At 63.8% G+C, this 19,190-nt stretch carries 18 protein-coding genes and 1 tRNA gene; 12 read left to right on the top strand and 7 right to left on the bottom strand.

Going from position 1 to position 19,190, the window contains the following annotated elements:
* Positions 1 to 10 precede the first annotated feature (10 nt).
* On the bottom strand, positions 11 to 1,000 hold the full coding sequence (locus tag RS897_RS11060) for an NAD(P)H-dependent glycerol-3-phosphate dehydrogenase (protein ID WP_315836598.1): 990 nt from the start codon (positions 998 to 1,000) through the stop codon (positions 11 to 13).
* Positions 1,001 to 1,151: 151 nt separating this feature from the next.
* A complete protein-coding gene (gene tsaD, locus RS897_RS11065) occupies positions 1,152 to 2,234 on the bottom strand; it encodes a tRNA (adenosine(37)-N6)-threonylcarbamoyltransferase complex transferase subunit TsaD (RefSeq protein ID WP_315836599.1) in 1,083 nt (360 codons plus the stop codon).
* Positions 2,235 to 2,409: 175 nt separating this feature from the next.
* On the opposite strand from tsaD, the gene hemC reads away from it, so the two are divergent.
* The 4 genes from hemC (at position 2,410) to RS897_RS11085 (ending at position 7,674) form a co-directional block, all read left to right on the top strand.
* Positions 2,410 to 3,357, top strand: coding sequence for a hydroxymethylbilane synthase (gene hemC / locus RS897_RS11070; RefSeq protein WP_315836600.1), 948 nt, complete (start codon positions 2,410 to 2,412; stop codon positions 3,355 to 3,357).
* 4 nt (positions 3,358 to 3,361) lie between these two features.
* Entirely contained in the window at positions 3,362 to 4,174 is an 813-nt protein-coding gene (locus RS897_RS11075) for a uroporphyrinogen-III synthase (protein ID WP_315836601.1), read from the top strand.
* 653 nt (positions 4,175 to 4,827) lie between these two features.
* A complete protein-coding gene (locus tag RS897_RS11080; RefSeq protein WP_315836602.1) occupies positions 4,828 to 5,874 on the top strand; it encodes a COG4223 family protein in 1,047 nt (348 codons plus the stop codon).
* Between the two features lie 9 nt (positions 5,875 to 5,883).
* Positions 5,884 to 7,674, top strand: a complete 1,791-nt coding sequence (locus RS897_RS11085; protein ID WP_315836603.1) for a heme biosynthesis protein HemY — start codon at positions 5,884 to 5,886, stop codon at positions 7,672 to 7,674.
* Positions 7,675 to 7,886: 212 nt separating this feature from the next.
* Here the strand turns inward: RS897_RS11085 and RS897_RS11090 are convergent, their stop codons facing one another.
* From RS897_RS11090 to RS897_RS11095, 3 genes are read right to left on the bottom strand one after another with little or no spacing between them, the layout of a single operon-like run.
* Positions 7,887 to 8,411 (bottom strand): integrase core domain-containing protein, encoded by a 525-nt coding sequence (locus RS897_RS11090; RefSeq protein ID WP_315836604.1) that lies wholly within the window; start codon positions 8,409 to 8,411, stop codon positions 7,887 to 7,889.
* The gene (locus tag RS897_RS42270; RefSeq protein WP_407654543.1) at positions 8,318 to 8,683 is read right to left on the bottom strand and encodes a DDE-type integrase/transposase/recombinase; all 366 of its coding nucleotides are present in this window, start codon (positions 8,681 to 8,683) and stop codon (positions 8,318 to 8,320) included. Before RS897_RS42270 ends, RS897_RS11090 begins: the two co-directional genes overlap by 94 nt.
* 59 nt (positions 8,684 to 8,742) lie before the next feature.
* Positions 8,743 to 9,063: a helix-turn-helix domain-containing protein gene (locus RS897_RS11095; RefSeq protein ID WP_315836605.1), complete on the bottom strand. Its 321-nt coding sequence runs from the start codon at positions 9,061 to 9,063 to the stop codon at positions 8,743 to 8,745.
* 369 nt (positions 9,064 to 9,432) lie between these two features.
* Between RS897_RS11095 and RS897_RS11100 the strand changes: the two genes are divergently transcribed.
* Together RS897_RS11100 and dmeF are read left to right on the top strand one after the other, a co-directional pair.
* Positions 9,433 to 9,508: transfer RNA gene (locus RS897_RS11100), tRNA-Thr, on the top strand.
* Between the two features lie 151 nt (positions 9,509 to 9,659).
* Complete coding sequence (gene dmeF, locus RS897_RS11105; protein WP_315836606.1) at positions 9,660 to 10,646, top strand: CDF family Co(II)/Ni(II) efflux transporter DmeF; 987 nt, start codon at positions 9,660 to 9,662, stop codon at positions 10,644 to 10,646.
* Positions 10,647 to 10,663: 17 nt separating this feature from the next.
* On the opposite strand, the gene RS897_RS11110 is transcribed toward dmeF, so the two are convergent.
* The gene (locus RS897_RS11110) at positions 10,664 to 11,458 is read right to left on the bottom strand and encodes a T6SS immunity protein Tdi1 domain-containing protein (protein ID WP_315836607.1); all 795 of its coding nucleotides are present in this window, start codon (positions 11,456 to 11,458) and stop codon (positions 10,664 to 10,666) included.
* Positions 11,459 to 11,731: 273 nt separating this feature from the next.
* On the opposite strand from RS897_RS11110, the gene RS897_RS11115 reads away from it, so the two are divergent.
* Both RS897_RS11115 and RS897_RS11120 read left to right on the top strand, forming a co-directional pair.
* On the top strand, positions 11,732 to 12,727 hold the full coding sequence (locus RS897_RS11115) for a hypothetical protein (protein ID WP_315836608.1): 996 nt from the start codon (positions 11,732 to 11,734) through the stop codon (positions 12,725 to 12,727).
* Positions 12,728 to 12,963: 236 nt separating this feature from the next.
* The gene (locus RS897_RS11120) at positions 12,964 to 14,004 is read left to right on the top strand and encodes a hypothetical protein (protein ID WP_315836609.1); all 1,041 of its coding nucleotides are present in this window, start codon (positions 12,964 to 12,966) and stop codon (positions 14,002 to 14,004) included.
* 41 nt (positions 14,005 to 14,045) lie between these two features.
* On the opposite strand, the gene RS897_RS11125 is transcribed toward RS897_RS11120, so the two are convergent.
* The gene (locus RS897_RS11125; RefSeq protein WP_407654464.1) at positions 14,046 to 15,044 is read right to left on the bottom strand and encodes a DMT family transporter; all 999 of its coding nucleotides are present in this window, start codon (positions 15,042 to 15,044) and stop codon (positions 14,046 to 14,048) included.
* A 310-nt stretch (positions 15,045 to 15,354) separates the two neighbouring features.
* Between RS897_RS11125 and RS897_RS11130 the strand changes: the two genes are divergently transcribed.
* From RS897_RS11130 to RS897_RS11145, 4 genes are all read left to right on the top strand, one after another.
* A complete protein-coding gene (locus tag RS897_RS11130) occupies positions 15,355 to 16,332 on the top strand; it encodes a Bug family tripartite tricarboxylate transporter substrate binding protein (RefSeq protein ID WP_315836610.1) in 978 nt (325 codons plus the stop codon).
* Between the two features lie 423 nt (positions 16,333 to 16,755).
* The gene (locus tag RS897_RS11135; RefSeq protein ID WP_315836611.1) at positions 16,756 to 17,232 is read left to right on the top strand and encodes a tellurite resistance TerB family protein; all 477 of its coding nucleotides are present in this window, start codon (positions 16,756 to 16,758) and stop codon (positions 17,230 to 17,232) included.
* 72 nt (positions 17,233 to 17,304) lie between these two features.
* Positions 17,305 to 18,081, top strand: coding sequence for an SDR family NAD(P)-dependent oxidoreductase (locus tag RS897_RS11140; RefSeq protein ID WP_315836612.1), 777 nt, complete (start codon positions 17,305 to 17,307; stop codon positions 18,079 to 18,081).
* Between the two features lie 206 nt (positions 18,082 to 18,287).
* Positions 18,288 to 19,127, top strand: coding sequence for a glutamine amidotransferase (locus RS897_RS11145; protein WP_407654466.1), 840 nt, complete (start codon positions 18,288 to 18,290; stop codon positions 19,125 to 19,127).
* The last annotated feature ends 63 nt before the right edge of the window (positions 19,128 to 19,190 follow it).

Raw genomic sequence — 19,190 nt, forward strand, 5'->3', positions numbered from 1 at the left:
TGTTGCTCTCCTATCCCTCGGCCTTGAACGGGCGCGCCAGCAATCCGGTGATTGCGGTGTCGATGTCGGTTCGCCCGTCGAGAATTGATGCCACGGCCTCCGAGATCGGCATGTCGATCCCTTTGGTCCGTGCGATGTCCAGCAGCACGGACGCGGTGAACGCGCCCTCGGCGAGTTTGCCGCCTGCCGCCTGCGCCGCGCTCTGTCCCTGGCCCAGCGCGATGCCGAATGAAAAATTGCGTGACTGCGGGCTCGAACACGACAGCACGAGATCGCCCAGGCCGGACAAACCGGCCAGCGTTTCCGGTTGGGCGCCGCAGGCGCGGCCGAAGCGTGTCAGCTCCGCAAAGCCGCGGGTGGTCAGTGCAGCAAGTGCTGAGGCGCCGAGTTTGCGGCCGACCACGATGCCGGCGGCGATCGCCAGCACGTTCTTGGCCGCGCCGCCGATCTCGACTCCGCGCACGTCGGTGGTGTGATAAGGACGAAACGTCGGCGATCCCAGCGCCTGGCACAGCGCCGCGGCGATCGGCTCATCGGGCGCGGCCAGCGTCACCGCCGTCGGCAGGCCACGCGCCACATCGTCGGCGAAACTCGGCCCCGACAGAATCGCCGGCACCGCCCGTGGTGCGAGTTCGGCGATGATCTCGGTCATGAACAGCCCTGTTGTCCGCTCGATGCCCTTGGCGCAAGCCATCACCACGCATCCCTGGGGAATCGCCGCCGCGAACGGCTTCAATGTCGCGCGCAAGGCCTGTGCCGGCACCACCAGCAGGATGACCTGCGCGCGCGCCGCGTCAGCCGCATTGCCGGTCATCACGACCTTGGATTCGAGTTTGATCCCGGGCAGGCGCGGCGATGTCCGATGCATCGCGATGTTCATGGCGGTCGCGTCGTCGCGGGCAACCAGGGTCACGTCGCGTCCGGCGCGCGCGGCCGCATTGGCCAGCGCAGTGCCCCATGCGCCGGCGCCGACGACTGCCACGGAGTTCAAAGCGGACATGTTTCAATCGACTCGTGTTGAGACGTTGCGATCAAGTGTAGCCCGGATGAGCGAAGCGATATCCGGGGCGAGCGTACCGACATACACTCCCGGATATCGCTTCGCTCATCCGGGCTACGAATCCACATCCGGCTCGATAATCGCGACATGATCAGTGCTGCGCGCGGGTGTTGGCGAACTGGGCCGGGGTCGGCGCGTTCTCGTCCAGCCGCCAGCGCGCGCGGGGCGCGGCGTCCATCGTATCCGTCATGCCGAGGGCGAGACGCTCGAGGCCGGCCCAGGCGATCATGGCGCCATTGTCGGTGCACAGTGCCGGCGGCGGGATCATCAGCGGTGTCCCGGCTTTCTCCGCGACCGCCTGCAGCGCCCCACGAATCGCCTGGTTGGCGGCGACGCCGCCGGCCGCGACCAGTGCGCGCGGCGGGCCGAACTGCTCGCGGAACAGCGACAGCCCGACACTCAGCCGGTCGGCGGTCGAGTCCAGCACCGCGGCCTGGAAACCCGCACAGAGATCGGCGATGTCCTGCGGCTCCAGCGGTCCGGTCCGCTCGGCTTCGTTGCGCACCGCCGTCTTCAAACCGGAGAGCGAGAAATTGGCGTCGGAACGCCCGAGCATCGGGCGTGGAAACGCGAACCGGTCGGGATCGCCGCTGGCCGCGGCCAACTCCACCTGCGGGCCGCCGGGATAAGGCAGCCCCAGCATCTTCGCGACCTTGTCGAAGGCTTCGCCGATCGCATCGTCGACCGTGGTGCCGAGCCGCACATACTGGCCGACACCGAGCACGGCCACGATCTGGGTATGCCCCCCGGACGCCAGGAACAGGCAATAGGGAAACGTCAGCGGCGTGACCAGCCGCGGCGTCAGCGCATGGGCTTCGAGATGGTTGACCGCCAGCAGCGGGGTGTTGTGCACCAGTGCAATCGCCTTGGCGGTGGTCAGCCCGACAATGACACCGCCGATCAGTCCCGGGCCCGCGGCGGCGGCGATGCCGTCCAGCCGTGAATAGGACACGCCGGCCTCCCGCATGGCGGTGGCGACGATGCCATCAAGCAGATCGACATGGGCGCGGGCGGCGATTTCGGGAACCACCCCGCCATACGGCGCGTGATCCTCGATCTGGGATTTCACGATATTGGACAAAATGCGGCCAGTGCCGTCGGCCTGGCGCTCGACCACCGCAGCTGCGGTCTCATCACAGGTGGTCTCGATGCCCAGGACCAGTGTGGAGACCAAAGTTGGCGCGTCCGTGAACAATTTCAGCCCTTTTCAGCCTGCCTCGGCTCTTGCGTTTACCGCCGAACCGGAGTTTCCCTTGCCGGCCCGACCCCGGCGTAGCATTACCGCGGATCGAGCAAAAGTGGGGTTTGCAAACCGGGATTTGCAGATTTGGGTTTTCAAGGAGTTTGACGTGCAGTCGCCCGTGCCGAACATCGTTGCGACCATCGGAACGCGGGGCAGCCCGCTGGCGTTGGCGCAGGCCCATGAGGTGCGTGCCCGCCTCGCGCGTGCGCATGCCATCGATCCGGAGCGGATTGCTGTTCGTACCATCCGCACCTCCGGGGACATCATCCAGGATCGCGCGTTGCTGGACGTCGGCGGCAAGGGGCTGTTCACCAAGGAGATCGAGGAGGCGCTGCTCGCCGGCGACATCGATCTGGCGGTGCATTCGTCCAAGGACGTGCCGACCTTCCTGCCGGATGCCACCTGGCTGTCCGCTTTCCTGCCGCGCGAGGATGCCCGCGACGTCTTCATCAGCCACAAGGCCACGTCGCTCGAAACGCTGCCCGCGGGCGCGGTGGTTGGCACCGCGTCGCTGCGCCGCCAGGCCATGGTGTTGCGGCTGCGGCCCGATCTGAAGGTCAATGTCATCCGCGGCAATGTCGAGACCCGGCTGCGCAAGCTCGCAGCGGGCGAGGCCGATGCGACATTGCTGGCGCTCGCTGGCCTGAAGCGGCTGAAGATGGAAGACAAGGCCACGCGCATTTTCGAGATCGACGAATTTCTGCCGGCGGTCGGCCAGGGCGCCATCGCCATCGAATCGCGCCGCAATGATGATCGCATCAATGCCTTTGTCACGCGCATCACCGATCCCGACACCGAGGTGGCGCTGACCACCGAGCGCAGTTTCCTGGCGCTGCTCGACGGCTCCTGCCGCACGCCGATCGGCGGCCACTGCCGGGTCAGCGGCGAGACCATTCATTTTCGCGGCCTGATCATTTCGCCCGATGGCAAGGAATGGTTCGAGACCACGCGCGAAGGCGCGCGCGGTGATGCGGCCAAACTCGGAACTGACGCCGCGCGGGAACTGCGTGAGCGGGCCGGGGAAAAATTCTTCACGCTGTTCGGCGGAGCCTGACCCCATGGCGGTGCTGGTCACCCGGCCGCATCCCGACAATGTGGCGACAGCAGAGGCCCTGCGCGGCAAGGGTTTCGACGTATTACTGGCGCCGATGCTGCGATTCGAGCCGGTCGCGTTCGAGGATGACGGCGCGCTATCGTATGACGGCGTGATCGTCACCAGCGCCAATGCGCTGCGCGCGATCGATGCGTATCCCGGCAAATCGAGTTGGCTGAGCCTGCCGCTGTTCGCCGTCGGCGCGCACACTGCGGATGCGGCGCGTGCGACAGGGTTTCAGGACATCATCGCCGGCAACAGCGGCGCAGCGGGGCTGCCCGATCTGATCGCGGCGCATTTCGACGACCAGAAAAAATCCGGTAACAAGTCTCGCAAGAAATCAGGCAAGACATCAGAGAAGGCATCGGACACGTCGACGCCTGAGGTGCTGCGCACACTGCTGTATCTCGCGGGCGCCGATCGGGCACATGATCTCACCGACGAGATGGACGAGCGCGGCTTTCATCTCGTTTGCCACACAACCTATGCGATGGTCCCGATCGCACGGCTACCCGCAGCCGTCTGCGACGCGTTCGCGGCCGATGATGTCGAGGCCATTCTGCATTATTCACGACGCAGCGCGCGGGCTTTCGTGACAGCCGCGCGCGCCGACGGCGTCGAAATCTCCGCTTTGGCGCTGCCGCAATGCTGTTTGTCCGAATCGGTCGCAGCCGTCATGCGCGACGCCGGCGCGTCCCGCGTTGTTGTGGCGCGCAACCCGGATGAAAAATCCATGCTGGATGCAGTGGAGCGCGCGCTGCGGCCGCAGCAGCGCTGAAGTGATTCGCGACGTATCATCCCCACTCCGTCATTGCCGGGCTTGACCTCAGCGACTTGGCTGCGCCAAGTCGGTCACAATCCAGCTTTCTTCAACAAAGTCACATTCGGGATTGAGGTTTAAGCTGGATCACCGGGTCAAGCCCGGTGATGACGCTGAATATGGGGCGCTGCTTTCCCTTGTTCTTAGAGTCAGACTTTGAGAAGCCCGCGCAACAGCATTAACCCCTGTGGCAGCCTCGCAGGTTTGATTGGACTTGAACGCCTGGGCCGGACTTCAGATGTGTCCACCCCTGATTGAACTTAGTCCGGTCGCAAAACCGGCATCCACTTTTGCCAAATAAGCGCTACAGTGAACCTTGCGTAACAGGAGCGAGCTTGATGGTCGACGACAAACCCGAAGGGACCGGTCCTGCATCGGACGGTGGATCGGCGGACACAGGCCGCAGGGGGCGCACCCCACCGACCATTGATCTGGAAGCCGCTCGGGTCGAGACATCAGATCAGGTTCACGTCGATCATACTGATACCGCTCATGCTGGTTCGGCGGACGCCGAATCGGTCTCCGACGCGGATGCTGCTGCAGCCCAGCCGTCTTCGGACAAGCCGTCTGCAGACAAACCTGCCGAGCCGCGACCGCGCAGAAGCGCCGGCGTGCTGGTGTCCGCACTGACGGGTGCCATCGCGGCGCTGCTGATCGGATTCGGCGCCTGGTTCGCCGGCCTGCTCGGCGGCTCGAATGGGCAGCAGGCGTCGATGGTTGCAACGCTGGAGACCATGGCGGCGCGCGTCGCACGCCTCGAGGCGACACCTGCACCGCCGCCGACGCTGAAGGCGGATCCGGCGCTCTCCGCGCGCCTCGATGCGATGGACAAGTCGCTGGCGATGCTGCGGTCGCATTACGATCGCCTGAACAAGACGATCGAAGACATCAAGGCGGCGCCGCGCGGCACGGCTGTGACGGTCGGGACGCCACCGGATCTCTCCGAGGTTGAAAGCCGGCTTGCGCAGCTTGATGCGAAGACGCAGGCGCTGTCGGCCGAAAGCGCTCAAGTCAAGGAGAGTGTCAAAGAAAGCGTCAAGGAAGCGCAGGCCGGGACCGAGGCCAAGCTCGATGCCAAAGTTGATGCAAAGATCGCCGGCATCAAGGCTGAGACCAAGCCCGCGCCGCCGGCCGATGACAGCAAGCTGCGCCGTGTCATCGCGGCGAATTCGCTGGATCTCGCGGTTCGTCAGGGTGATCCGTTCGCAACGGCGCTGAGCGCGGCAAAACAACTGGCTGATGATGCCGCCGCACTGAAGCCGCTCGAAGGCTTTGCCGCCAGCGGTGTGCCTGGTGCGGCCGCGTTGAGCCGCGAGCTGCTGACGCTGCTGCCGCAACTCGAACCGAAGCCTGACGGCGCACCGGCCGGTGCCGGCTTGCTCGACCGCCTGCAGGCGAGCGCCGCGCGCCTGGTCAAGGTCCGGCGCACCGATGCGGCGCCGGGCAGCGACAGCGACGCGATCCTGTCGCGGGTCGCGGCGGCGGCACGACGCAACGATCTGACTGATGCGAAACGCGAATTGATGACGTTGCCGCAGGCCGAGCGCAGCAAGGCACAATCCTGGATCGACAAGGTCGCCGCCCGTGACGCGGCGCTTGCCGTCTCGCGTCAGTTCGCCGCCAATGCGACGGCGGCCCTCACCACGCCAGCGCGATAGGCTTTGCCGATGTTTCGTATCATTCTGTTTCTTGTCCTGATCGCACTGGCGGCGTTCGGCGCGGCCTGGGTTGCCGATCAGACCGGCGATGTGGTGCTGACCTGGAGCGGCTGGCGCATCGAGGTCAGCCTGCCGGTGTTCGTGCTGGTGCTCGGCGCTGCCGTGGTCGCGGCCATGCTGGCCTGGTGGATCGTGCGCGCGCTGTGGCGCACGCCGGATCGCATCCGGCGCGGCAACCGCGCGCGGCGGCAAACGCGAGGACGCCACGCCATCACCCATGGCCTGATCGCCATCGGCACCGGCGACGCGATCGCGGCGCGCCGTCACGCTCACATCGCGCGCCGCGATGCCCAGCAGGAGCCGCTGGCGCTGTTGCTGCATGCCCAGGCCGCCCAGCTCGACGGCGATCGCACCGGCGCGCAACGCGCGTTTCGCGCCATGGCCGAGCGTGAGGAAACCCGGCTGCTCGGCCTGCGCGGCCTGTTTGTCGAAGCGCAGCGCGCCGACGATCCGGTCGCGGCGGTGGCGATTGCCGAGGAAGCGCTGAAGACCGCGCCGGCCTCGCCATGGGCCTCGCATGCCATTCTCGGTTTTCGCTGTGCCCAAAGCGACTGGAACGGCGCGCTGAAAATTCTCGACGCCAACTTTGCCGCTGGCCAGATCGACAAGGCAGCCCATCGCCGCGAGCGCGGCGTGCTGCTGACCGCGCGGGCGCTGGAGTTGGAAACCCAGAACCGCGACCAGTCCCGCGAAAGCGTGATGGAGGCGGTGAAGCTTGCGCCGACCCTGGTGCCGGCCGCGGTGCTCGCCGGCAAATTCCTGAGCGAAGCGCATCAGATCCGCCGCGCCATGCGCGTGCTTGAGACCGCATGGCTGGCGCAGCCGCATCCGGATCTTGCCGACGCCTACGCCCATGTGCGTCTCGGCGATTCCGCGCGGCAGCGGCTGGTGCGGGTGGAAACCCTGGCGGCGAAAACCCCGGGACATATCGAGGGCGCGCTGGCGCTCGCGCGCGCCGCCATCGACGCCACGGAGTTCAGCCGCGCCCGCGAGGCCTTGGCGCCCTTCATCGCCGCGCCGACCCAGCGGGTCGCCATGCTGATGGCGGAGATCGAGCGCACCGAACACGGCGACAGCGGCCGCGCGCGGAGCTGGACGCTGCGCGCGGTGCGCGCCGCCCATGATCCGGTGTGGACCGCGGATGGCTATGTGTCGGATCGCTGGCGGCCGGTGTCGCCGGTCTCCGGCCGGCTCGATGCGTTCCAGTGGCAGACGCCGCTTGCCGCGCTTCCCTCCGACAAGCCGGTCGAGGTCGAGCCGGAGCCCGCGATGCGCGATCTCCCGCCGCCCAGCCTGTCGCCGGCTCCTGCGCCCCAAGAAACTGCAAAGGTGGTCGCAAAGGAAGTTGCAAAGGACCCCACGCCTGTCGCACCCATCGCCGTGCCACATGAGGCCACCGATGTTCCGGTCGTCGCGGACGCTGCCATCGGCGTGACCGTGCCGGCGGAGACAGCCAGCGAGCCGGTCCCGGTGCAGGACAATTCCCCGCTGCCTGAGCCGCCCCTCGAGGAGGTGCCGCCACCTCCGCCCCCAGCACCGCTGCCATCCCCGCCGGTGTTCCGTTCGCGTCGTGATATCGACAAGACCCCGGCTGTTGCGCCGATCATTCCCATCATCCGGCCGCCGGACGATCCCGGCATCGACGATCCGCTGGCCGAGGAAGACACCTCCGATTCGCCTTATCCGCCCCAGGCCCAGCGCGGCGGCTGGCGCGGATTCCTGGCCCGCTGGGGGGCGTGAAGGCTACGGCATTCGCTCCAATTGATTAGTCGTTCCCTCCCCCCTTGTGGGGGAGGGTTAGGGAGGGGGGTGGCGACAGATCCGCAGCGTGAGTGATCGGCTGCTTCGCGCCATTCTCTTGTGCGGGTTGCGATGATCATTCTGGTCTGAACCCGGTCCGACCGGGTCGATTCCTGACATTTTGGACCGGGCTGATGCCTGACAGTATTCGGTCATTGTTTTGCTGTCGCTGCCGTTTTCTGCTGAACGCGGAACCGGGCGCGCGGGGGAGCAAAGCGGAGGAAACGGTGGTCACGATCGATCACCCCCAGATCCCGGTCGCAGAAGCGCAGGATGTGGCCGCCGGTGTCGCGTTCGGCGAGACCAACGAGTTCGCCTGCAAGCGCTTCACCGACGAACACGAGCTCGCCGCGCCATTTGATTTCGCCGGAGGAACGCACACGGCGGACCTCATGATAAGCATCGTACCAGGGGTCATGGAGATGGCTCGGCAGGGCGCGCGACGGCGACTGCCAGAGCTTGGCGGGCGGCGCTTGATCGAGAGCCTCGTGCGGCCGCTCCTGGTTGAAGTGGTGGCGGAAGACGTCGAACCGGCGCTGCTGCTCGGCAGCCGTTGCCGCCGGCGGTTTCGAGGTCTCAGCCTTCAGAGTGCGGTGCATGCGCTCGTGCCGGGCGTTGTCCTGCGGACTCGCCGGCGGGATGTAGTGCGGCTCGATGCCGAGCTTGAGCCACCACACCGAGAGTGCCGAAAGGCCGCCCGCCCCGTGGATCCGAACGGTGTACCGTTATCGGAGCGGATCGCATCGGGAAGGCCAATGTCCGCGAAAACGCGTTCCAGCGCGCCTTTAACGCCAGCCCAGGTCGGATCGACGATGCGGACCTCGACAAGAAAGCGGCTCGCAGCATCCGTGATGGTGAGCGGATCGCAGCGTGTCCCGTCGCGGGTTCGAAACCAGCCCTTAAAGTCGATCGACCATTCCTCATTGGGGACGCTTGCCGGCGCCACCACCTCGCCCTGTGCAATCGCTCGACGTCGGCGACGGCGTGTCTCGACCAAGCCTTCCCGCTTCAGGATGTCGCCGATCGTCGACGCCGCAGGCCAGTCGATCTCGGCCGCCCGCGCTCAAGCCATGCCTTGACCTTCTTCGGGCCGAAATGCGGGAACCGTCGCCGTGTCGCGATGAGGCAGTCGGCCAGTTGGCTAGCCGTCGCATGCGGACAGCTCTCCACCGCGTGGCTTCTCTCCTCGAACCAGTGCGGCTCCCCGCTCGCGCGGCGGCGCTTCCACACGTAGAAGGTCTCCCGGCTGATGCCATACCGCGCGCACAGCTCCGTCACCGAAAATGCTCCCGTCTCGTACTCCCGAAACAACGCGATACGCTCCTCCATAGGACTGCTCTCCCTGAAAGGCATCGCCTGATCCTCCATCGAATCAGACGAAGCTTGCCTGTCAGGAATCAACCCGGGTCAAATTGTCAGGACTCAGCCCAGTTTGTACCCCAGCACGCCCCCCTCCCAGCCCTCCCCACAAGGGGAGGGAGCCGCGAAAAACATCGTCCGTTGTGGGCAATGTCAGAAGATGGGTGAATCAGATAGGTCTGAGGGGCTCGGCAACGTCCTGATTCCGGGGCGCTTTCCCGGCGGGCCGGCCCCGGCCCGCGGCCCGGCCGTCGCAGGAACTTCATGCTGGGCGCCCGCGGAGTCCTTGCCAATCGGAGGCTTCGCCTTTATCAGGAGCGCACCTGACTGCACCGGTTCGCCGCCTTAGCTCAGCTGGTAGAGCACATCATTCGTAATGATGGGGTCGTAGGTTCGAATCCTATAGGCGGCACCACCTTCCCCCTGAAAAGCCTTGCCATTTGTTTTGATTCGGCTTCATTCGCGAAGTCGGCGAGGGCGCACCTTTGCGCCTGCCGCCATCCTTGATGGCGCAGACGATATCGTCGATCCTGTCGCCAGCGCCGCCGATATCAGAAAGTCTCGCCATGCACTCCCACTCGCTCCACCAATGGACCCACGACCACGTCTTCCTCGGCGCGGCGCATGATCGCAACGAGCGCCGAACCTGGCTCGTTGTCGCCCTGACGGCGGTGATGATGGTCGCCGAGATCGTCGGCGGCAGCATGTTCGGATCGATGGCGCTGATGGCGGACGGCTGGCACATGTCGACGCATGCGGCGGCGCTGGCGATCGCGGCGCTGGCCTATCGGTTCGCGCGCGCGCACGCGCACGATGCGCGGTTCTCGTTCGGCACCGGCAAGCTCGGCGAACTCGCGGCGTTCTCCAGTGCCATCATCCTGGCGATGATCGCGCTGTTCATCGGCTATGAGAGCGTGACGCGGCTGGTCGCGCCGGTCACCATCGCGTTTGCCGAGGCGCTGCCCATCGCCGTGCTCGGCCTTGTGGTGAATCTCGCCAGCGCGCTGCTGCTGCATGACGGCGGTCATCACCATCATCAAACGCATGATCACGACGATGATCACCATGACGATCACGGTCACGATCATCATCATGACCACTCCCATCACGGCCACCACGACAGCAATCTCCGCGCCGCATACGTGCACGTGATGGCGGACGCGCTGACATCGGTGCTGGCGATCGCGGCGCTGCTGGCCGGCCGCTTTTACGGCCTGAGCTGGATGGATCCGGCGATGGGTGTGGTCGGCGCCGTCGTCATCCTCTCCTGGTCATGGAGCCTCATTCGCTCTGCTGGCTCCGTGCTGCTGGATGCGATTCCCGATCCGAGCCTTCTGGTGACGGTGCGCGAGCGGCTGGAGGTCGATGGCGACAAGGTCGCCGACCTGCATCTGTGGCGGCTCGGCCCTGGCCACACCGGCGTCATCGCCGCGATCGTGTCAGACAATCCGCAGGCGCCGGATGCGTACAAGCAGCGCCTCGCTGAGGTCGCCGGCCTGTCGCATGTCACCGTCGAGGTGCAGCGCTGCCTGCATCACGCGGAAGCGGCGTGAGCGAGCCAAGAGCGGTGTCATGCAATTATCAATAACAAGAACCAGACACCGATTGTCGTGCTGACCCAGGCGACAATGCCGAGGCCCGTTGCCAGCCATCGGACTGTGTCGGGGGCTGAGGTTCGCTTCAGAAACCTGGTCGCGATCGCGCGTGTCAGGAGATAGGCAGGCCATCCTGCGCCGACACCGATGGCGTGGATGCCAACCAGCATGGGGATAGCAAAGATAAGGCCCGCGGAAAGCAGAACGGGCAATAGGAACAGCAGCACCGGCACAATGAAAATTGGATTGATTGGCGCCGGTGGAGGCGGCGGGGGAGGGCGCCATTGCCGAAGCGCGTTCAGTTTCTGAACGAAGTTGATCTTGCGAAGGTTCGCTATCTCGGCGTTACCACCATCCGGCAGCGGCTCCAGGAAGTCGTAACACTCGCCGGGCGCAAGCTGCATGCCGGCTTTCCGGGCATCCGACACCAGGCTCGCAAACAGAAATTCGTCCGGCCCGGTGAAAGACAGGCGCCTGCGAAACTCTGTTCTGTTGTGAGCGAATTTCTGCCAGCTGCCGTCGACGGTACTTAGCAAATGGATGCCGTCCCGTGCTTCGAAAAAAACGTCGCCGAAGCTGGAGATCAAAACGACGGTTTTATCGCGCAGGTCGATCCAGTTCACAGTTGCCAAAGCTTGCGCAATTTGTTCGGGAGACGGACGTATGGCGAGGATGTCGAACTTCGGAAGCGGGTCCTGATCCGAGGACACGAAGCTTCCGTTTAAGTCGGCCCGCTGATCAATCGACGACAAAGGTTTTGCCCGCCGCATGTCCCGTGTGCTCGCGCAGAATACACGCTGGCCGGGAATCCGCAAATCAAGTCGGAAGGCGAATCTCTTGCCGCGCGCCTTGATTTCGCCTTCCTTGACCCTCGACCGCTATCCCTGCTGCCGACAAGCGTCGTCTTGCTGAAGTCCTGGCTAGCCAGCTTGACACTGATCTGACGCCGCGCTGACGCGGCCGTGCTCCAATATGAACGCGAAATTGGATGGGGTCGCATCCCCTGGGGGCAGCGTAGGTCGTGATTCTGTCGGAGCGAGCGTATGTCGGATCCCCCTAAGCCCACGAGCCAGTTTTACAAGGACCTCAGGGCTCTGGACCAGGCGATGTCGGATCGCTGGATGCGCGCGACCAACGATAATCCGAGCCGCGCGCTCTCCTACGACGAGATGGTCGACATCGTCTGGTCATCCTGGAGCACGGAGAACGGTATACGAACTCCAATATTCGGCGACATCCGGTTTACCGAAAAGCAGGCGAAGGCGATCGCTTTGCTGATGACCAAGATCGACGGCGATCCCAAGTATAAATTCGTCGCGGCGATGCGGAAAGCCGATGTCAGCGGCATGTTCTTTGATGATACCGCTTACGCGGATGGACTGAAGCTTGTCAGGGAGGTCGTCGGAACCAGCGTTGGCCGCATTAACTGGCGCAGCCCGGGCTCTCAATTTCTGTATATCCCCATGCACTACGCCGCGGTGATCGAGCTGATGAATGAAGGAAAGATCAGTGCGTTCGAAAAACAGGACGGCGGGCTGGGTGAATGGCTGAACAAGGGATCCTTTAGCGACGAGAAGAATGCATTAAAGATTGTCCGCACTCAGTCCGACGCTGTGAGGCGCAATACGATTGTTCATGAGCTGACTCACGCGATCCAGGACTGGTACGATCTCAATATAATCAATTTGTACGCTGAAACCGATGCCCTGATTTGCGGCGCCGTCAGCGATCGCGTCGTGGGCCGGCAGAGCGACCAGGGCGCGATATTTGACGCGGCTTATGCCGCCGCGGAATTTGTCTATCTGAAGAAGGCTGTCAGGGAAAACGCGAGGTGGATGGCCGCCTACAAGGCGGTCGGGGAAGAACTCAAAAAACTGGACCCGAACTGGTCCGTTTCGATGGGGTTCGATGACGCGGTCGGCAAACGCAAAGGAGCCAGTGAGTCCGACATGATCAAGGCCGCTCTCCGCAAGGTCACCGGCGCGGCGAATGCCGGTGCGAGGTCGGGATCGGCAGCTTCGGCCGGCTCCAGGAAATAGACTGAGTTCGCCCGCTTCGTCGCCGCCAATGCGATTGTGATGCGCTCCTCATGATGAAGAGCACGGCATACGCGTCGCGAACCGTGAGTCCCCCTGCGACAATTGTTCCCCTCATTGTCTCGCCGGATTGACGTCGACCTGACGCCGCACTGACGCGGTCGTGCTCTCTTGTCCATGCGAAGTTGGCGCGGTTCGCATCGGGACCGCGTGATTTTTCATTTCGTCGGAGCATGCCCATGCCACCAAGCGTCAAACCCATCAGCCAGTTTTACCATGACCTCAGAGCCCTGGATCCAGGGATCGCGGACCGCTGGAGGTTCGCGACGAATGACGATCCAAACCGCAAACTCGACTTCGAAACGATGGTCAAGATTGTTGGCTGGTCCCGGAAAAAGGAATTCAACAAAAAAGGGCAGAAAGTAAACCGCCTGGTCCAGGGTGATGAATTTAATGGGAATCAAGCCAAGGCGATTGTCCTTCTGCTGGACAAGATGACCAACGAGAAAGACGCGAAAGATATTTTTGTAACGACATTACGTAAACTCGATGAGGAGGGCAGGCTGCTTGCTCGCAAGTGGGTGTTCTCGCCGGACGGAGCGAAGCGCATCACCGATCTCATTTTCTCATGCGCTCACGCACTTAGCTGGCACAGCCCTGGCAGCCGTTTTTCATATACTCCGCTCCAGTATTCCGCCGTGGGCGAGCTCATAAAGACGCACGAGATCGATGTTGTCGAATACTCAAGCGGAGGCTTGGACAGGGTCTTGCCGATTGCCGCTCAATACGACGCGGAGGTAAACTTGCTCAAGATCGATTTATCCAGGTCAGATGCCGAGAAGCGCTATTTTCTCTTTCGTGAGCTTACTCATGCCGTTCAAGACTGGTACGACCTCAAGGTCATCAAGCTGTTCGTGGAGAGCGATGCCTACATTGGCGGCGCCGTCGCCGCGCGTACGTCGGGCCAGCGATTATTTAAGGGTCGGCCGCTTTATGATGCGGCCTTCGCCGCTGCAGAATTCGTTTTCTCGAAAGACACGAGTCCTTCAAACGTGAATTGGATTTATGCGTATGGGGCAGTTGTAACCGAGGTCAAGAAATCACATCCCGACGCGCAGACGATGCCGTCGAACGGAGAAGTTCTCAAAAATGGAGGCAAGAGCGAGCAGCAGAGAATCGAAGACGTGATTAACAGCATCAAGGCGGAGGCTGCGGAGAGGCAGCGCCAGCAGCTGGAAAAACCACTGGGACCATATGACAGGTCAATACCCATACGATAGCTGCACCGGACAGATGTATGGTTTTCAGCCATCGTGCCGCGTCACACCTTCACCCCTGCCGTCCGCAACGCCCCGTTCGACCTGCGCACCCGCTCCCGGTGCGCCGTGTAAAGCCCGCTGGCGATAATGATGGCGGCGCCGACGAAGGTCCAGGCGTCGGGCACGTCGCCGAACACCATGTAGCCGAGGATGGTGGCCCAGATCGGCTGGGTGTAACTGAACGGCGCCAGTACCGAGGCATCGCCGTAACGATAGGCCAGCACCACCAGCCAGTGCCCGGAGGTCGCGGCAATGCCCAGGCACACGGCCAGCGCCACTTCGTGCACTGTCGGTGTGATCCAGAAGAACGGCAGCAGCACCGAGAGCAGGATGAAGCCGGTGATGGCCGAATAGGTCATGGTGGTCACCGCGCTGTCGCGGCCGGCGATCCTGCGCGTCGCTACCAGCGAGAAGGCCCAGCACAGCGCGGAGGTGATCGCAAACAGCGCCGCGGGATGGAACGCGCTGGTCCCAGGACGCACCACGATGATGACGCCGATCAGGCCGACGATGGTCGCGATCCAGCGGCGCAGGCCGACGCTTTCGCGCAGGAACAGGATCGACAGCACGGTGACGAAAATCGGCGACACGAAACTGGTGGTGGTGGCCTCCGCGATCGGCAGGAAACGCAATGCGGTGATGAACAGCAGCGATGAGCCGACCAGAGTGAGGCCGCGCAGCACCTGCAGATCGGGGCGCACCGTGCGCAGCGCCAGCCGCGGCGACATTGCGATCACGGCCGGGCACATGATCAGCATGAAGGTGACATAACGCAGCCAGCCGATTTCGACCGCCGGCAGCCGGAACGCCAGATATTTCGCCATCGCGTCCGATGAGGACAGGAACACCGTCGAGATCAGCACCAGCACGATGCCGCGCAATGGCTTGTCGACCGTCCAGCCGGTCGCGTGCGCCTCGGCCTCGACCTGGGTGACGTCGGCTTCAATGGACGGAGACGCCTGAGGCGTATCCCGCGCGGCTGCTGGCTGTGGAGGTGTCAACGATGGGCTCTGAATATGGGTCGCCGATTCGACGGGTTCGAGCGATAAACAGCCCTCTCACGCTTCGACCGATGTCGCAATAAAAACCCCGCAAAATCAGCGGTTGCTGAGGGCTGCCATGCTCTCAGCGCGGAGCTTTAGACAATCTTAATTTTCTGATGGCCCGTGCGGCCAAATGTCCATCGGGCCGGGCTTAGCCTTAACTTGTACGACAAGTGCATCTAACTTGTACGACAAGTCTGCCGGAACGGCCGGCAAGTGAAACAAGCGCGGGCGTCCCTGCAAGTCCTGCGCATCAGGGAGACGATCGATGCGGTTGAAATTGGCATGGAAACTTTCCTGCGGACTCGCACTGGCCGCGCTTGGCCTTGCTGCACCGGCGAAGGCGCAGGAGTGGCCGGCGCGGAACGTGACCATCATCGTTCCGTTCACGGCAGGCGGCACGGCCGATCTGTTCGCCCGCCATGTCGCCAATCACTTCCAGCAGAAGTTCGGCCATGCATTCCTGGTGGAGAACCGCGCCGGCGCCGGCGGCAATCTCGGTGCCGCCGCGGTCGCCAAGGCTTCGCCCGATGGCTACACGCTGCTGCTCGGCACCGTCAGCACCCACGCCATCAATCCCACGCTCTACAGCAAGCTGCCGTTCGATGCGGCGAAGGATTTCCAGCCGGTCAGCCTGATCGCGCGGCTGCCGAACATGCTGGTGGTGAATCCGAAAATTCCCGCCAAGACTGTCAGTGAGCTGATCACATATCTGAAGGCCAATCCGGACAAGATCTCGTATGGCTCGTCCGGGGTCGGCACCTCGATCCATCTCGCCGCCGAGCTGTTCAAGATCAAGACCGGCACACAGATGACCCACGTGCCGTATCGCAGCTCCAACGAGATCATGCAGAATCTCACCGGCGGCCACATCGATGTCGCCTTCGACAACATCACTTTGGCATGGCCGCAGGCGAAGGCCGGCACGCTGCGGGCGCTGGCGGTCACCAGCGTAACGCGCAGCCCGACTGCGCCGGAGGTGCCGACCATGGCGGATACGCTGCCGGGCTTCGAGGCCACCTCGTGGCACGGCCTGTTCGCGCCGGCCGGAACCCCGCAACCGATCGTGGACAAGATGGTGGTCGAGATGAAGCGCCTGCTGGAAACGCCGGAGACCATCGCGAAGTTTACCGAGATCGGCGCTGTGCCGTCGCCGATGACGCCCGCCGAATTCACCACCTTCATCGCCAGCGAGCGAGAGAAGTGGGCGGAGGTGGTCAAGGCCTCCGGCGCCAGGGTGGATTGAAAGCTGGTCGAAGCCAGCTTGACCCACGCTGCACGCGACGACGGCCGCCACACGCATCGTGTGACGGCCGTTTTCATGCCGCCGTCGCCCGTACAGGGCGTGCGGCGATGCGGCCCAAGCATTACTCAATTGTAACATTCGCGAGCTAATTCAAAGAGCTATGATGGGGTGTCGGTGCGGCCGTAGTCTTGGGGATTGCGGTTGCGTCCGGGTTCCGATTGCAAGGCGTGCGCTTTCGCGCCATAGAACGGGTCCCGCCAGCGCGTCCCAGCGAAACGCAGATATCCGCGACATGTGGATACCGGTCGTGTCCCGGAAACGCAGGCGACTTAAACGAACAGGGTTGGCATATTTCGTGCTCGACCCGACCTGCAGGGCATCGTGGCCCGCAGGAGTGACAGATGATTTTGGTTGTGACGCCGGATGCTCGATAGACTGCGCCAGTTCATTTCCGATGTGGTGTCTCCCGCCGAGGGGAAGCGCCATTTCGACGACACCGATTATCGTCTGGCTGCGACGGCGCTGCTGATTCATGTCATTTCCATCGACGGTGAGCCGTCGGAAGCCGAAAAGAGCAAGCTGCACAGCCTGCTCGAATTGCGTTTCCAGCTCGATCCCGGCACCGCCGACCGGCTGATCGCGGATGCGACGCAGGTCGAGGGTGAGGCGGTCGATCTCTATCATTTCACCAGCCGCATCATGCGCTCCGTCAACGAAGAGGGACGGCTGCGCATCATCGAGATGATGTGGGAATTGGTTTATGCCGACGGGCGTGTCAGCGAGTTCGAAGAGAATGTGGTCTGGCGCGCCGCCGACCTGCTCGGCATCTCGTCGCGCGACCGTATCAATCTCAAGCACCGGGTGGCGGACGGCCGGCTGACGCCCGATGCCGCGTCATAATTGCCGTGCCCATTGTTGTCTCTCCGACCCTCGCCGCCCGTTTTTAAATCCAGCAAGTATTGAAGAGATGTCATGGCCGAACGTGTGACATTGATTACCGGTGCATCGACCGGGATCGGCGCGGAGCTCGCGCGGATTTTCGCGGCCAATGATCATCGGGTCGTGCTGGTGGCGCGGCGCGCCGACAAATTGAGTGCGCTTGCGGACGAGATCGCCAATGGCGGCGGTGCGCCGCCGATCGTGATCGCCTGCGATCTCGAGCGCGCCGATTCCTGCGACATCATCGCCGGCGCGCTGTCGGCGCAGAATGTCGAGGTCGAGTTCGTGGTCAACAATGCAGGCTTCGGCCTGCTCGGCGAAGCCTGCGAGCTCGATCGCGGCGCCCAGATCGGCATGATCGACGTCAATGTGCGCGCGCTGACCGATCTGTCGCTGCGGTTTTCGGAGAGCGTGATTCGCCACACCGGCGGCATTCTCAATGTGGCGTCGATCGGCAGCTACCTGCCGGGGCCGCACATGGCGGTGTATTACGCCAGCAAGGCCTATGTGCTGTCGTTCACCGAAGCGCTGCACCAGGAATTGCGCCCCAAGGGCGTGCGGGTGACGGCGTTGTGCCCGGGACCGGTGCCGACCGAGTTTCAACGGCGCGCCGGCGTCGAGCCCGGATTCGATTCGCGCCTTCTGAGCATCTCCGCGGCGGCGGTGGCGCTGGCCGGCTATCGCGGCCTGATGGCCGGCAAACGCGTGGTGCTGCCGGGGCTGGCCATGAAGCTGATCCCGCTGGCGCTGCGGCTCGCGCCGCGCCCCATCGTGCTCGGCGCCGCCAGCAGCATCCAGCGCAAGCGCTGACGGCTGGCTTTCCGCCTAGGTGCATGATCCGGAAAAGTGGGTACCGGTTTTCCGAAAAGATCATGCCTAATTAAAAAAGCCCAGGTCGCTGGTGCATAAATGGTCGAAGCCTCATTTCGAGGCAGCAGCTGCTTAATAAAAACATTCCAAGTTTGGTAATAAATTCGGTAGTAATATTCCGTGGTTTCGATTTTAAAAGAATATCGATGTCGTCGCAGGCCGATCGGATCAAGGCAGCTTTAGCCTCTCGTCTCGCTCCTCGATTTTGCCAGGGAGTGCCGCCGACCGGCATGTCCGCGCCACAGCGCCCCATTCTCGTCATTCTGCACCAGGAAACCTCGACCCCCGGACGCGTCGGCAATGCCCTGCGCGCGCGGGGTTATGCCCTCGACATCCGCCGGCCCCGGTTCGGCGATCCGCTGCCGGACACCCTGGCGAATCATGCCGGCGTGGTGATGTTCGGCGGCCCGATGAGCGCCAACGACAGCGACGATTTCGTCCGCCAGGAAATCGACTGGCTCGCCGTGCCGCTGCGCGAACGCCGCCCGTTTCTTGGCATTTGCCTCGGCGCGCAGATGCTGGCGCGCCAGCTCGGCGCCCGTGTTGACGCGCACCCGGAGGGGCGGGTCGAAGTCGGCTACTACGCCATCCGCCCCACCGGCGCTGGCCGCACGGTGTGTGGCGAATGGCCCGGTCACGTCTATCAATGGCATCGCGAGGGCTTCGATCTGCCGTCCGGATGCGAGCTGCTGGCCGAAGGCGATGACTTCCCGGTGCAGGCGTTCCGCTCCGGCACTTGTTTCGGCGTGCAGTTCCACCCCGACGTCACCACCGCGATGATGCACCGCTGGACCACCCGCGGCCACGAACGTTTGGCTTCGCCCGGCGCCCGCGTCCGTGCCGACCATTTCACCTCCCGCGCCGTCCACGACGTGATGGAGCGCGCCTGGCTGGATGCGTTCCTGGGCTGCTGGCTGCGCCAGAACGACGAGTCCGAGCCGGCCTTCAATCCCGCGTCGGCCCCATTGCTGGTCGCGGCCGAATAGCCGCCCGTTTTCACACCCGGTCTACGCCCCAACTGACGGCCCGCTGACGCGGGCTGCCTAGCT

The sequence above is a fragment of the Bradyrhizobium prioriisuperbiae genome, from assembly GCF_032397745.1.
In the GTDB taxonomy this organism is placed as follows: Bacteria; Pseudomonadota; Alphaproteobacteria; order Rhizobiales; family Xanthobacteraceae; genus Bradyrhizobium_A; species Bradyrhizobium_A prioriisuperbiae.